The organism is Modestobacter sp. KNN46-3 (genome assembly GCF_011039295.1).
Window position 1 is genome coordinate 1 of record NZ_JAAKGN010000136.1, and the last position, 13,985, is coordinate 13,985.

The window sequence follows — 13,985 nt, forward strand, 5'->3', positions numbered from 1 at the left end:
AGGGCGAGCTGACCGGTGTAGACCGTGGTCGTCGCCCTGCCGTTGACCAGCAGCGAGATCGAGGCCTCGATCTCGCCCGGCAGCACCTGCTTGACCAGGTCGGCGACGGTCTGGAGCACCGACTCCATCGAGTGGTCCCGCAGCGCCAGGTTGCCCAGCCGGGCGAGCGCGTCGGTGGCGTCACGGCTCAGGGGTCCGAGAGAGATGGACAGGTCGACCTCCGGTCTGTGGAGCACCGGGGATGGCGACCTCGGCGAGGGCCCCGCGCTGAGGCCCCGCTCGCGCGCACGCCGCTGGCTGACGCACGTCGGTGCCGCGTCACGACACCACTGATCACGGTACGCGCCGGAGCATGATCGACACGGTTCGCACGCCGCCCGACCTGTCCGCCGGCCCCGGCTATGCTCCCGGTGCCACAACGTCACACAGCCGGCGTGCGGCAGCGGGGTCGTCGACCCCGTCCTCAGCGGGTCCTCGGTGATCTCCCAGGGCCCGTCTCCCCGCCGGCGCATGCAGCTGTCCGGTGCCACCTGCCGCCGGAGTACGACGTTGACTCGCCCCACCCCTGACCCCGACGCCGACCTGGTCCAGCTCGCCTTCGACGAGCTGGGCCGCATGTCGTTCGCCGAGCACTCCCTGGAGTCGGTGCTGCAGCGGGTCGCCGACCTGGCCGCCCGGGTGCTCCCCGGCGACCCCGCCACCTCGGTCACCATCGTCACCGACGGCCGTTCGTCGACCGTTGCCGCGAGCGACCCACTCGCCCGCGACCTGGACCTCGTGCAGTACGCGCAGGGCTCCGGGCCCTGCCTGGAGGCTGCGACGACGGGTGAGGTGGTCGAGCTGCTGGACACCGCCGCGGAGCAGCGGTGGAGCGCGTTCCCGCAGGCCGCTGCCGAGCGCGGGTGCCGCGGGGTGCTGTCCTTCCCGCTGCCGCCGCAGGAGCTGATCAACGGCGGGCTGAACGTCTACGCGCGCACCTCCCAGCCACTGGACGAGCAGACCCGTCGGACCGCGGCCCGGTTCGCGGCCTACGCCGTGGTCCCGGTGTCGAACATGTACCTCTACGAGACCGCCGTCGGGCGCGCCGAGCACCTGCGCGCGGCGCTGGACTCCCGGGCGGTCATCGACCAGGCCAAGGGAATCCTGATGGAGCGGTACAAGTGGCCGGCCGACCGGGCGTTCTCCGTACTGGCCGAGTTGTCGATGGAGACCAACCGGAAGGTCCGCGACATCGCCGAGCAGTTCGTGCAGACCGGCGAGCTCCCCTCCGCCTGACCTGCCGGGCCCGACGGGTGCAGGCAGGATCGCGGCCATGAGCGAACCGCAGCGCCGGGAGTCAGGCCTGACCACCGAGACCCGGGGGCACGTCCGCGTGCTGACCCTCGACCGGCCCGAGCGGCGCAACGCGCTGTCCTCGGCGCTGCAGGCCGACCTCGTCGACGAGCTGCTCGCCTGCGCCGAGGACGCCGACGTCCGGGCCGTCGTGCTCACCGGCAACGGGCCGGCGTTCTGCGCCGGGTTCGACCTCAAGGAGATCCGGGAGCGTGACCAGCGCGGTGAGCCCTTCCGGCCGCCGATGAACCGCCCCGGCCGCACCCTGTTCGAGGTGCTCGGCGAGACGTACGTGCCGGTCATCGCCGCCCTCGCCGGGCACGCGGTCGCCGGCGGCTTCGAACTGGCCCTAGCCTGTGACATCCGGATCGCCGCGCCCGGGATCAAGCTCGGCCTGCCGGAGGCGACGATCGGCATGGGCGCCAACTACGGGTCCGTCGTGCTGCCCAAGCGCATCCCGACCGGCATCGCACTGGAGATGCTCTTCACCGGCGAGTACGTGACCAGTGAGGACGCCGCCCGATGGGGCCTGGTGAACCGCGTCGTCCCGGTCGAGGAGGTGCTGCCGGCCGCCCTGGCCCTCGCCGACCGGATCGCGGCCAACGCCCCGCTCTCGGTGCGCCGGATGAAGGAGACCGCGGTCAAGGGGCTCGAGCTGCCGCTGGCCGCGGCGCTGCGGCTGGACGTCGGCCCGAACCCCTACCTGAGCGAGGACCGGCGCGAGGGGATCGCGGCCTACCTGGAGAAGCGCCCGCCGCACTGGTCCGGCCGCTGAGGGAGAGTGGAGGGGTGACCGCATCGTCTGAGAACCCCGCCGACACCGGCGCCCGCCGCGCCGACGAGTACCTGCAGCTGCTGGCCGACGGCCGGCCCGAGGACGCCGAGGCGCTCCTCGCCGGGCTGTCCGACGTCCGCGAGCTGGTCTTCCTCGGCGCCGGCCTCACCACCCGGGCCCGCCGCATCGGCCGCACCCTGCCCACCGCGATGCGCGCCCAGTCCAGCGCCCGGCAGGTGCTGCTCGGCCAGGTGCGTGACCGCAACCGGTGCGACGTCGACGGGCTGCGCACCTGGCTGCGGGAGGCCGCCGCCGAGGTGCAGACGGTGGAGCGGCTGGCCGAGGCCGCGCGGCAGCGGCTGGGCGACCAGGCGTCCGCCGGCTGAGCTCAGCCGGCCGGCTCAGTTCTTGGCGCGCAGCGCGCTCAGTTCTTGGCGCGCAGCGCGCTCAGTTCGTGGCGCGCAGCGCGCGGGGCAGCGTGACCGCCAGCGGCAGTGCCAACGCGAGCAGCACCGCCACGAACACGTAGCTCAGCGAGAGCCCGACCTGCGCGGCGACCGCCCCCACTGCCAGCGCACCGATCGCGGTGCCGCTGTCGTAGCAGGCGTTCCACACGGCGCTGACCGTCGTGGTCTGCCCCGCGCCGGCCCGGGCCAGGGCGAGCACCAGCGTCAGGTTCTGCACCGCGCCGTAGGCGACTCCGAGCGCGAAGGCCCCGGTCAGCACGGCCGCGGCCCCACCGACGCCGGCGGTCCGCAGCCCCAGCGCCACCAGGAGCATCCCGGCGACCCCGCTGGCCAGCGTGGCCGGCAACAGCACCCGCGCCCCCAGCCGGTCGACCAGCACCCCGGCGCCCCACCGGCACAGTGCGGTGCTGACCCCGAACACCAGCAGCGCCACCACCGCCAGCGCGCCGTCGGGCAGCTCGATCGGCAGGAAGGTGACCAGCCCGCCGCCGGCCAGGGTCACCACCAGCAGCACCAGCGACGGCGCGGCCGCGGCCCACACTGCCGCACGCGACCCACCCGGGGCGGACACCTCCGGCGGGCCGAGCGCCCGCACCAGCCCCGGCACGAACACCAGGGCGAGCACCGGGGCGGCCGCCATCGCGGCGACCCACGGGAAGTGACCGGCCAGGGTGAGCGCCGTCCCACCCGGCACCGCCGCGAGCGTCGGCACCGAGATCGCCAGCCCGTAGATGCCGATCGACTCACCGCGCCGCTCGGGCGGCACCGCCTGCGCGGCGATCGTCGAGCCGAGCACGGTGAGCACCGCGAACCCCACCCCGCGCACCACCGAGACGACGGCGAACCAGCGCACGTCGTCGGCCAGCAGGTACAGCGGGGATGGCGCCCCCAGCGCGATCAGCCCTCCCGCCAGCACCGGGGCGATGCCCAGCCGGGCGACCAGGGCCGGCACCGCCGTCTGGGCCAGCACGGTGGCCACCAGGAACACCGTGGTCACCGAGCCGGCGGCGGTGAGCCCGGCGCCCAGCGCCGCGGCGTGCGCGGGCAGCGCCGACAGCAGCAGCGAGTAGCTGAGGAACCCGAGGGCGTTGAGCGCGAACAGGGAGCGGACGGCCGGAAGGCGCCACAGCGAGGACCGTCGTTCCGTCGTCGTCACGTCCCGTGCCCCCGTCCCGGTTCCCAACTCCTCCCTCGACTCAATACGGTCGGGGCATGGAAACCACGGACAGCATCCCGGCGACCACCTCGATCGTCGTCATGGGGGTCTCCGGCTCCGGCAAGTCGACCGTCGCGAACGAGCTCGCCCGCCGCCTGCAGTGGGAGTTCATCGAGGGCGACGACCTGCACCCGCCGGAGAACGTCGAGAAGATGCGCAGTGGCTCCCCGCTGGACGACGAGGACCGCTGGCCGTGGCTGCGCCGCATGGCCGAGCTGATCGGCGAGCACGAGACCGCCGGGACGTCGTTCATCCTCACCTGCTCCGCGCTCAAGCGCAGCTACCGAGACCTGCTCTGCGACGGCCACCCCTCGGTGTGGTTCGCGCACGCCGACACCTCCGAGGAGGTGCTCACCGAGCGGCTCGCCCAGCGCAAGGGGCACTACATGCCGCCGAGCCTGCTGCGCAGCCAGCTGGACACCCTGCAGCCGCTGGGCGACGACGAGCCTGGCGCCGTCGTCCCCGGTGAGGGCTCGGTGGAGGAGACGGTCGGCGAGATGCTCTCCGAGCTCTGCGACGAGCGGAAGATCCCGCTCCCCCGCTGAGCTCGCCGCGGCTGCTACCCCATGTGCGGGTAGCGGTGGTCGGTCGCCGGGACGAACGTCTCCTTGAGCGACCGGGTGCTGGTCCAGCGCAGCAGGTTCTGCGCCGCGCCGGCCTTGTCGTTGGTGCCCGAGCCGCGGCCACCGCCGAAGGGCTGCTGGCCGACGACGGCGCCGGTGGGCTTGTCGTTGACGTAGAAGTTGCCGGCCGCGTGCCGCAGGAAGCGCTGCGCGTGGGCGATCGCCGTCCGGTCCTGGGCGATGACCGCGCCGGTCAGCGCGTAGGGCGCCACCGACTCCATCTGGGCGAGCACGGTGTCGTAGTCGGCGTCGTCGTAGACGTGCACCGCGAGCACCGGGCCGAAGTACTCGGTGGAGAAGACGTCGTGCTCGGGGTCGGTGCCCTCGATGACGGTCGGCCGCACGAAGAAGCCCTCGCTGTCGTCCGCCGTCCCGCCGGCGACGACGGTGAGCGCGTCGTCGTCCTTGGCCGACTCGAGCACCTTCGACAGCTTGGTGAACGACTTCCGGTCGATGACCGCGCCCATGAAGTTGGAGAAGTCGGTGACGTCGCCCATCGGGATCTCCTCGACGGTGCCGATCAGGTCGTCGCGGATCCGGCTCCAGAGGCTGCGGGGCACGTAGGCCCGCGAGGCCGCCGAGCACTTCTGGCCCTGGTACTCGAAGGAGCCGCGGATCATCGCGGTGCGCAGCACGTCGGGGTCGGCGGAGGGGTGGGCGACGATGAAGTCCTTGCCGCCGGTCTCCCCCACGATCCGCGGGTAGCCGCGGTAGCCGGCGATGTTCTCCCCCACCGTGCGCCACAGGTGCTGGAACACCGGGGTCGAGCCGGTGAAGTGGATGCCGGCCAGGTCGCGGTCGGCGAGGACCACGTCGGAGACGGCGACCCCGTCACCCGGCAGCATGTTGATCACGCCCGGCGGCAGGCCGGCGGCCTCGAGCAGCCGCATCAGGAAGTGCGCGGCGAACTGCTGGGTGGGGGCGGGCTTCCAGATCACCGTGTTGCCCATCAGGGCCGGTGCGGTCGGCAGGTTGCCGGCGATGGCGGTGAAGTTGAACGGGGTGACCGCGTAGACGAAGCCCTCCAGGGGGCGGTGGTCGACGCGGTTCCAGACGCCCGGGCCGGAGACCGGCTGCTCGGCCAGCACCTCGCGGGCGAAGTGCACGTTGTAGCGCCAGAAGTCGATCAGCTCGCAGGCGGAGTCGATCTCGGCCTGGAACGCCGTCTTGCTCTGCCCGAGCATCGTGGCGGCGTTGAGCGTCTGCCGCCACGGCCCGGCCAGCAGGTCGGCGGCCTTGAGGAACACCGCGGCCCGGTCGTCGAAGGACAGCTCCGACCAGCCGGGGGCGGCGTCCTTGGCGCAGCGCACCGCCTCCTGCGCGTCGGCGGCGGTGGCGGCGGCCGACGTCCCGAGCACCTGGGCGTGCCGGTGCGGGGCGACGACGTCGAAGGCCGCACCGCCGGCCGTCTTCTGCTGCCCGCCGATCGTGGCGGTCAGCTCGACCGGCGAGGCGGCGAGCTCGGTGAGCCGCTGCTGGAGCGCGGCCCGCTCCGGCGAGCCGGGGGCGTAGTCGCCGACCGGCTCGTTGCGCGGCGCGGGGACCTGGGTGACGGCGTCCATGGGGTGCTCCTCAGGAGACGGATGGCACCAAAATGGCCATCTTGGTGGGGCGGATCAGGACTTGGTGGCGAGGGAGCGGAGGAAGAACTGCAGGTTGGCCGGGCGCTCGGCGAGGCGGCGCATGAAGTAGCCGTACCAGTCGGCGCCGTAGGGCACGTAGGCCCGGACGGTGTGCCCCTCGGCGGCCAGGCGGGTCTGCTCGTCGGGGCGGATGCCGTAGAGCATCTGGAACTCGTAGCTGTCGGACGAGCGGCCGGTCTCGGCGACCAGGTCCAGCGTCTGCTGGACGAACCGTGGGTCGTGGGTGCCGGCCATCGGGTAGCCGGGTCCGCGGACCAGCGTCTCCAGGCAGCGGCCGTAGGCGGCGTCGACGTCCGCCTTCTCCTGGTACGCGACCGAGGCCGGCTCCTGGTAGGCGCCCTTGACCAGCCGCACCCGCGACCCGGGGACGGCGAGGGCGCGGGCGTCGTCCTCGGTGCGGTGCAGCATCGCCTGGAGCACCGCACCGGTGCCCGGGTGCTCGCGCCGCAGCTCGGCCAGGACGGCGAGGGTGGCGTCGACCGTGCGGGAGTCCTCCATGTCCAGGGTCACCGTGGTGCCCAACGCCGTGGCGGCCTCGACGACCGGGCGCACCAGCTCCAGCGCCAGGTCGTGCCCGCCCACCGGCAGCGCCTGGCCGAAGGCGGACAGCTTCACCGAGACCTCGGCGGCCCGGCTCAGGCCCAGCGGCGCCAGGCTCTCCAGCGCGGCCAGGTAGGCATCGCGGGTACGCCGGGCCTCGCTGCGGTCGGTCACGTCCTCGCCCAGGTGGTCGAGGGTGACCGCCAGGCCGTCGGCGGACAGTGCCTGCACGACCTCGATCGCCTCGGGGAGGGACTCCCCGGCGACGAAGCGCTCCACCACCCGGCGGGTGACGGGCGTGCCGGTGACCACGCGGCGGAGCCCGGGACGGCGGGCGGCGGCGAGGAGTGCCTTCTGGGTGAGCACGGGGCGCCTCCGACGGGGCGGTGTTCAGCGTGGTGGTGCGGTGCCCCGAACGCTAGGGACGCCGACCCACCGCGCACCAGCGACAGATGTCCGGACTCGCCGAGGAACCCTCGTACGATCGTCTGAGACGGCGAGAGGAGGTCCCGGTGCGCGACGACCTGCAGGACCTGGTGGACGAGGTCTCCCACCTGCTCGCCGCCCCGGCGACGCTGGAGGACCGCGACTTCACGATGCTCGCGTTCTGCGCGCACGACGAGCCGGCGAGCGCCGCGGCCGGCAGCCCCGGCGCCATGATGGAAGCCGTCCGGGCGCGGTCGATCCTCGGTCGGGGATCGACGGCGGAGGTGCGCCACCGGTTCGAGGAGTTCGGCATCGCCGACGCCCTGGACCCGCTGCGGGTCCCGGCCGACCCGGCGGCCGGCATCCTGACCCGGCTCTGCCTGCCGGTGCGCGCAGGCGGGCGGTTGCAGGGGTACCTCTGGCTGCTCGACGAAGGCCGCACCGACGTCGAGGACCCGGCCGCCCCGGGCCTGGCCGAGGCGGTGGCGCTGGCCGCCGAGGCCGGTCGGCTGCTCGCGGAGGGCCGGCCCGGCGCCGCCGACCTGTCGGCGGCGTTGCGCGCCGTACTCACCGGCAACGCCCCCGGGCGGGCGCTTCGGGAGCTGACCGACGCCCTGGGGGGCGACCGGACGGCGGTGACGCTGGTGGCGCTGCACCCGGCTCCGCCGGGGCTGCCCACCGGCTGGACGCCGCCCGGGGCCGGGGCGGTCAGCGCGGTCCTCCCCTCCGGCGGCGGGCCCGCCGTCGCGGTGGCGGTGCTGCTGCCGCTGCCCGGGGACGCCGACCCCCGTCCGGCCGGTGTGCTGAGTGCCGGTGCGCTCGCCCAGCTCCCTCCCGGCAGCACGGCCGGCGTCGCCGGTCCACGGCGCGGCTGCCTGGAGCTGCCCGCCCAGTGGCACGAGGCGCGCACGGCGGCGCGGGTCGCCGCCGTCGACCCCCGGCTCGCCCCGGCGGCGTCCTGGTCCGAGCTCGGCCCGTGGCGGCAGGTGGCCGCGCTGCCCGGGCCGGATCCCGCACTGGCCCGCCTGCTGGCCGATCCGGTCCTCACCGGCACCGCCGAGGTGTGGCTGGACTGCGCCGGCAGCCCGCAGCGCGCGGCGGCGCAACTGTGCATCCACCGCCAGACGCTCTACTACCGGCTCGGCCGGATCTCCGAGCTGACCGGGCTCGACCTCGCCGACGGCGCCGACCGGCTGCTGCTGCACCTGGGCGTGCGCTCAGCGCGGCTCACAGCGACGAACCCGCCGCACCTCCCCCGCCGCTCCGGTGACCTAAGCTCGGCGGGCTGATGACGTCAGCACGACGAGCGTCTGCCCGGTCCAGGGACGACGCCGACGTGCTGCGCCGCCTGCACCCCGGTGCGGCGGTCGAGCAGCGGGCCGTCGAGACCCGGCGGGCCTCCACTCCGGCGACGAACGGGGCCCCCGCATGACCGACCAACTGCAAACCGGCCCCTGGCTGGCGCCCGGCGAGCCGGTCGACCTGAGCAACTGCGAGCGCGAGCCGATCCACGTGCCCGGCAGCATCCAGCCCCGCGGTGTGCTGCTGGCGGTCAGCGAGCCGGACATGGTGGTCCGTCAGGTGTCCCGCAACCTGGCCGACGTCGTCGGCGTGGCCTGGGACGACGCCCTGGGCCGTCCCCTCGCCGACGTCGTCGGGCTCGCGCCGGCCGAGGCGATCGCCCGGTCGGCCAGCGCCTTCGGTGACCTGCGCGAGCGCAACCCGGTCGAGCTCGTGCTGGAGGGCGACGGCACGCCCCGTCCGGTCGACGCACTCCTGCACCGGGCGACCCACGCCGCCGACGGCAGCACGCTCCCCGGCACCCGGGCCACCCTGCCGGTCAGCGGCCAGGCGGTCACCCCGTCGGCGAGCACGCTGGTCATCGAGCTGGAGTCGGCCTACGGGCCGCGCCCGTTCTCCTTCCCGAACACCTACCAGGCGGTGCGCGGGACGGTCGCCGAGCTCAACCGGGCAGGCTCGCTGCAGGCCCTGTACGACATCACCGCTGAGGCGGTGCGTGGGCTCACCGGGTTCGACCGGGTGATGGTCTACCGCTACGACGCCGACTACAACGGCGAGGTCGTCGCCGAGGCGAAGCTCCCTGAGCTGAACTCGTTCCTCGGGCTGCACTACCCGGCCTCGGACATCCCCGCCCAGGCCCGCGCGCTGTACGAGAAGAACTGGATCCGGCTGATCAACGACGTCGGCTACACGCCGTCGCCGCTGGAGCCGGTCGACCTGCCTGCGACGGGCCAGCCGCTGGACCTCACGTACTCCACGCTCCGCAGCGTCTCGCCGATCCACTGCGAGTACCTGAAGAACATGGGCGTGCGCGCCTCGATGTCGATCTCGCTGCTGCGCGGGGAGAAGCTGTGGGGGCTCATCGCCTGCCACCACTACTCCGGCACCCACGCCCCGCCCTACGCCACCCGTGCGGCGGCGGAGTTCCTCGGCTCCACGCTCTCGCTCCGGCTGGTCGACCGCGCTGAGGACGAGGAGCACCGCCGGGCACTGCGGGTCCGGTCGACGATGGCGTGGCTCACCGCTGCGGCGCTGGACGAGGAACGGCCGCTGTCGGAGACGGTGCTCGGCCGCCCGGGGCTGCTCGACGTCGTTCCGGCCTCCTCGGTGGTGGTGAACCTGCAGGGGCACACCGGCAGCGCCGGCGTCCCGTTGTCCCCCGAGGTGGCCGCTGCGCTGGCGCGCTGGGCCGGGCAGCAGGCCGACGACGTCGTCAGCACCGAGCAGCTGCCCCTGGTCGCCCCCCAGCTGGACATCCCGGCCGAGCTGGTCTGTGGCGTGCTGGCCCTGCCGCTGCCCGAGGGGCAGTACGTGATCTGGACCCGCGGCGAGCAGGTGCAGTCGGTCGACTGGGGTGGCGATCCGCACAACAAGGCGATCGCCGAGCGGGAGGGCGACACGGTCCGGCTCTCGCCACGCAAGTCGTTCGACCGGTGGCGGGAGACCGTCCGGGACCGCGCCGATCCGTGGACGCCGGCGGAGCTGGCCGAGGCCGGCGAGCTGCGCACCCACCTGCTGGAGGCGCTGTACGCCCGCTCCCGGCGGGTGGCCCGCAGCGCCCTGACCCTGCAGCGCAGCCTGCTGTCGGAACCGCCGTCCCCCGACCACCTCGAGGTCGCGGTGCGGTACGTGCCGGCCGCCCGGGACGCGCAGGTGGGCGGCGACTGGTACGACGTCTTCGAGCAGCCCGACGGCTCGACCATGCTGGTGATCGGCGACGTCGTCGGCCATGACACCGAGGCGGCGGCGAGCATGGGCCAGCTGCGGGGGCTGACGCGCGGGATCGCCTACGACAGCGACGACAGCCCCGCCGGAGTGCTCCAGCGACTCGACCGTGCCATGGCCGGCCTGCAGCTGAGGACGATGGCGTCGGTGCTGGTCGCCCGGCTGGAGCAGACCGACGAGGAGGTCGAGCGCGGGGTCACCCGGCTGCGCTGGGCCAACGCCGGGCACCTGCCCCCGGTGGTCGCCGGCCCCGACGGGCAGATCGAGGTGTTCGACGGCGCCCGCGCGGACCTGCTGCTCGGCGTGGAACCCACGGCCCAGCGCCAGGACCACGTCCGGACCATCCTCCGCGGGTCGACCGTGCTGCTCTACACCGACGGTCTGGTCGAGCGCCGGGACCAGCTGTTCGACATCGGGGTGGAGCGGTTGCGCGAGGAGTTCGGCCAGGTGTGGCAGGCACCGGTCGGCGAGCTGGCCGACCAGCTGCTGGCCCGGATGCTGCCCGACCGCGCGGACGACGACGTCGCGCTCGTCGCCGTGCGGCTCAACCCGCAGGGCCGCCCCGCCTGACCCCCGCCGGTCAGGCGGGCGGTACCAGGTCCGCGAAGACGACGGTGTTGTCCAGGTAGCTGCCGGCCAGCTCGTCGAACACCCCTCCGCAGGTGATCACCCGCAGTCCGGCGTGGTCGATGTCGCCGTACACGGCGGCGGTCGGGAAGTCGTCCTTGTCGTACTGCCCGACCTCCTGCACGGCGAACACGGCCGTGCTCCCGTCAGCGCGGGACACGGTGATCTCGTCGCCGGGCACCACGTCGCGCAGCTCGGCGAAGACCCCCGGTGCCCCGCCCCAGTCGACGTGGCCGGCCAGCACCGCCGGCCCCCGCTCGCCGGGCGTCGGCGCCCCGGTGTACCAGCCGGCCGGGAAACCGCCGGCCGGTACCTCCATCGTGCCGTCGGCCTGCAGGCCGAGGTCCATCAGCTCCGAGTCCACCCCGATGGCCGGGATCTGCACCCGGACCGGGACGGACGCCGCCAGCACGGCGGGCTGAACCGGAGCGGCAGCGGTCGGCGTCGAGGTGACCGACGACCCGGCTGCGGGCGCGGTCGGCGTCCCATCGGCGCAACCGGTCGCCCCGAGGGCGAACAGCGCGGCCAGGCCGACCAGGCGGAGCTGAACCGGTCGCCGGCGTACTCCGGCCGCGCGGCCGGAGGTCACGGCGTGGTCGACGTCGACTCCCGGGGGTTGCTGCCGTCACCGGTGTCCACCGAGCCGACCGGCACCCGGCCGACCTGGCCGTAGGTGGTGGGCCGGTCCGGGGTGCCGGTCGGGGTCGCGGCGGCCGGGGTGCCGGTCGGCGTCGCGGTGGGTTCGGGGGTGTCGGTCGGTGTGGCGGTCGGTGTCGCGGTGGGCGGCGTTGTCGTGGGCGGCGTCGTGGGGGGCGTCGCACAGGCCGGCCGGATGATCGTGTTGCTGTCCAGGCTCACCGCGCCGCTGGAGAGCACCGAGCCCTCCAGCGTCGCGCCGGTGTTCATCGTGGTGTCCGTGAGCGTCAGGACGACGCCGCGGAAGACCGAGTTGACGCCCAGCGTGGTCGAGCTGCCGACCTGCCAGAACACGTTGCACGCGGTCGCCCCGTTGATGAGGCTGACCGACGTGCCCGGCTGGGTGATGAGAGTGGAACCGGCCTGGAAGAGGAAGACAGCGTTCGGGTCGCCCTGGCCGTCCAGGACCAGCGGCGTGGGGCCGGCGATGCTGAGCGCCGACGCCGAGGTGTAGATGCCGGGGGTGAGCGTCTGTCCGGCCAGGTCGGCCGAGATGGTGTCACCGGGCCCCTGGCCGGCGGCCGACACCAGGGCGTTGGTCAGGGCGGCGTTCGCGCTGGCGGTGACGCTGTCGTTGCCGTGGTTGGTGCCGGTGAGGGTGATCGAGGCGGTGCCGACCATCGAGGGGTCGGACGCGCCGATGTCCCCGGCGATCACGGTGGGCCCGGTGTTCGAGAACGACGATCCGGACAGCACGGCGAACGGCTCGGCGGTGCCCAGCGGCACCGCGGTCGCCGCTGGCGCTGCCTGGGCGCTGCCTGCACTGACGAGGACGAGGGACGAGGCGGCCACCATCGCGACGCCGCAGAGGGTGGTGCGCCGCACGCCGACCGACCGGAACGGGTCACGACGTGTCCGGCGGGTGGGGCTGGGGAGTGTGCTGGGGACCGACGCCACGTCGGCGCTCCTGTCTCCGACGCGGGGGTCGGACTCGCGGTGCGCTGGGGACGTCATCGGCGTGGATGCCGGTGCTCGAGGTGCCCTCGCCCCGAACAGTACGGAAGCGTAGTCGTGCAATGACTATCTGTAGTCCCAATGGGTGACGGACCGCCCTGCTCTCTTCGGCAAGATCTGTTCAGGCCGCGACATCGCCCCCCAACGTGCGGAGCAGCTCCCGCACCGCGCTCGGGCCGGACCGGTTGGCCCCGATCGTGCTCGCCGAGGGCCCGTAGCCGACCAGGTGCAGCCGGGGTTCGGCGACCACCCGGGTGCCGTCCATCGCGATGCCCCCGCCGGGGCCCCGCAGGTGCAGCGGCGCCAGGTGCTCCAGCGCCGGCCGGAAGCCGGTGGCCCACAGGACGACGTCCGCCGGCACGAAGCGACCCGGGTCTCCGTCCCAGACCACCCCGTCGGCGGTGAGCCGGTCGAAGACCGGCAGCCGGTCCAGCACACCCCGGGCCCGGGCGGCGAGCACCGCGTCGGTCTCGACCAGCCCGGTCACGCCGACGACGCTGCCCGGGGGCAGCCCGGCGCGCACGCGCTGATCGACCAGCGCCACCGCGGCCCGGCCGGCGTCCTCGTCGAACCCGCCGCTGCGCCAGACCGGCTCGCGCCGGGTGACCCAGGTGGTGTCGGCGACCGCGCTGATCTCGATCAGCTGCTGCACCGCCGACGTCCCGCCGCCGACGACGACCACGTGCCGGCCGCGGAACTCCTCGGCACCGCGGTAGTCGGCGGCGTGCAGCTGGCGACCCCCGAACAGCTCACGCCCGGGATAGGCCGGCCAGAACGGCCGGGTCCAGGTGCCGGTGGCGTTGACCAGCCCCTGCGCCGTCCACTCGCCTGCGCTGGTGTCCAGCGCGAACCCCTCGGCGGTGCGCCGCACCGACCGGACGGCGACCGGCCGGTGGACGGGCAGCTCGAAGCGCTGCTCGTAGTCGGCGAAGTAGTCGGCGACCACCTCGCTGGCCGGTGCCGCGGGGTCGGCAGCGGGCAGGGGCAGGCCGGGCAGCGGGTGGATCCGGTGGGCGGCGCCCAGCCGCAGGGAGGGCCAGCGGTGCTGCCAGGCGCCGCCCGGCCCGGCGTTCCCGTCGAGGACAGCGAAGTCCGCACCGGCCCGCCGCAGCGCATGCCCCGCCGCCAACCCGGCCTGGCCGGCCCCGATCACCACCACGTCTGCGTGCACGCCCTGGTGAACACCGCAGGCCCCGCGCATGTGCCCAGCAGTGATCAGGTGACCTGATCACTGCTGTCCCCCCGCACCAGCGTTGGTGCGGGGGGGACAGTCATCGATCAGGTCACCTGATCGACGCTGGCGGTCGGTCCGCTGCGGACGGCGGTGAGCAGCCGGGGCCGCAGTGCGCCGGAGCCCAGCAGACGGCCGACCCGGCCGGACTGCTCCTCCGCCTGCGCCCACGCCGGGTGGTCCCCGTGCCGACGCCGGACCTCGGCCTC

12 protein-coding genes and 1 pseudogene are annotated in these 13,985 nt (G+C 74.3%); 6 read left to right on the forward strand and 7 right to left on the reverse strand.

Annotated elements, in window-relative coordinates; genetic code table 11:
- Nucleotides 1-236 (reverse strand): annotated as a pseudogene (locus tag G5C62_RS21045) (hypothetical protein); the annotation flags it as partial.
- A gap of 313 nt (nt 237-549) precedes the next feature.
- Here G5C62_RS21045 and G5C62_RS21050 point away from each other — a divergent pair.
- The 3 genes from G5C62_RS21050 to G5C62_RS21060 are packed head-to-tail and all read left to right on the forward strand — an operon-like array spanning nt 550 to nt 2,493.
- On the forward strand, nt 550-1,275 hold the full coding sequence (locus tag G5C62_RS21050) for a GAF and ANTAR domain-containing protein (RefSeq protein WP_064972352.1): 726 nt from the start codon (nt 550-552) through the stop codon (nt 1,273-1,275).
- A 37-nt stretch (nt 1,276-1,312) separates the two neighbouring features.
- A complete protein-coding gene (locus G5C62_RS21055; RefSeq protein ID WP_164702553.1) occupies nt 1,313-2,107 on the forward strand; it encodes an enoyl-CoA hydratase/isomerase family protein in 795 nt (264 codons plus the stop codon).
- A gap of 14 nt (nt 2,108-2,121) precedes the next feature.
- Entirely contained in the window at nt 2,122-2,493 is a 372-nt protein-coding gene (locus tag G5C62_RS21060; RefSeq protein ID WP_164702554.1) for a hypothetical protein, read from the forward strand.
- A gap of 61 nt (nt 2,494-2,554) precedes the next feature.
- On the opposite strand, the gene G5C62_RS21065 is transcribed toward G5C62_RS21060, so the two are convergent.
- Nucleotides 2,555-3,730 carry an MFS transporter gene (locus tag G5C62_RS21065; protein ID WP_164702555.1) on the reverse strand — a complete coding sequence of 392 codons (1,176 nt, stop codon included), beginning with the start codon at nt 3,728-3,730 and terminating at the stop codon, nt 2,555-2,557.
- 56 nt (nt 3,731-3,786) lie between these two features.
- On the opposite strand from G5C62_RS21065, the gene G5C62_RS21070 reads away from it, so the two are divergent.
- Nucleotides 3,787-4,335 carry a gluconokinase gene (locus tag G5C62_RS21070; protein WP_164702556.1) on the forward strand — a complete coding sequence of 183 codons (549 nt, stop codon included), beginning with the start codon at nt 3,787-3,789 and terminating at the stop codon, nt 4,333-4,335.
- A gap of 14 nt (nt 4,336-4,349) precedes the next feature.
- Here the strand turns inward: G5C62_RS21070 and pruA are convergent, their stop codons facing one another.
- Nucleotides 4,350-5,975: an L-glutamate gamma-semialdehyde dehydrogenase gene (pruA, locus tag G5C62_RS21075; RefSeq protein ID WP_164702557.1), complete on the reverse strand. Its 1,626-nt coding sequence runs from the start codon at nt 5,973-5,975 to the stop codon at nt 4,350-4,352.
- Nucleotides 5,976-6,029: 54 nt separating this feature from the next.
- A complete protein-coding gene (locus G5C62_RS21080; RefSeq protein WP_164702558.1) occupies nt 6,030-6,962 on the reverse strand; it encodes a proline dehydrogenase family protein in 933 nt (310 codons plus the stop codon).
- A gap of 146 nt (nt 6,963-7,108) precedes the next feature.
- On the opposite strand from G5C62_RS21080, the gene G5C62_RS21085 reads away from it, so the two are divergent.
- Nucleotides 7,109-8,311, forward strand: coding sequence for a CdaR family transcriptional regulator (locus G5C62_RS21085; protein ID WP_164702559.1), 1,203 nt, complete (start codon nt 7,109-7,111; stop codon nt 8,309-8,311).
- Nucleotides 8,312-8,450: 139 nt separating this feature from the next.
- On the forward strand, nt 8,451-10,838 hold the full coding sequence (locus G5C62_RS21090; RefSeq protein ID WP_164702560.1) for a SpoIIE family protein phosphatase: 2,388 nt from the start codon (nt 8,451-8,453) through the stop codon (nt 10,836-10,838).
- Between the two features lie 10 nt (nt 10,839-10,848).
- Here G5C62_RS21090 and G5C62_RS21095 read toward each other — a convergent pair whose 3' ends face one another.
- The 3 genes from G5C62_RS21095 to G5C62_RS21105 form a co-directional block, all read right to left on the reverse strand.
- Nucleotides 10,849-11,484: a class F sortase gene (locus G5C62_RS21095; RefSeq protein ID WP_036333507.1), complete on the reverse strand. Its 636-nt coding sequence runs from the start codon at nt 11,482-11,484 to the stop codon at nt 10,849-10,851.
- Nucleotides 11,481-12,416 carry an ice-binding family protein gene (locus G5C62_RS21100; RefSeq protein WP_164702561.1) on the reverse strand — a complete coding sequence of 312 codons (936 nt, stop codon included), beginning with the start codon at nt 12,414-12,416 and terminating at the stop codon, nt 11,481-11,483. The genes G5C62_RS21095 and G5C62_RS21100 overlap by 4 nt, the downstream gene beginning before the upstream one ends.
- A gap of 250 nt (nt 12,417-12,666) precedes the next feature.
- On the reverse strand, nt 12,667-13,716 hold the full coding sequence (locus tag G5C62_RS21105) for an NAD(P)-binding domain-containing protein (RefSeq protein ID WP_206330769.1): 1,050 nt from the start codon (nt 13,714-13,716) through the stop codon (nt 12,667-12,669).
- Between the last annotated feature and the right edge of the window lie 269 nt (nt 13,717-13,985).

What these genes read in the sequence shown, in the direction of transcription:
- G5C62_RS21055 (WP_164702553.1), top strand. Translation starts at nt 1,313, where the DNA reads ATGAGCGAACCGCAGCGCCGGGAGTCAGGCCTGACCACCGAGACCCGG.
- G5C62_RS21070 (WP_164702556.1), top strand. Translation starts at nt 3,787, where the DNA reads ATGGAAACCACGGACAGCATCCCGGCGACCACCTCGATCGTCGTCATG.
- pruA (WP_164702557.1), bottom strand. Translation starts at nt 5,975, where the DNA reads ATGGACGCCGTCACCCAGGTCCCCGCGCCGCGCAACGAGCCGGTCGGC.
- G5C62_RS21090 (WP_164702560.1), top strand. Translation starts at nt 8,451, where the DNA reads ATGACCGACCAACTGCAAACCGGCCCCTGGCTGGCGCCCGGCGAGCCG.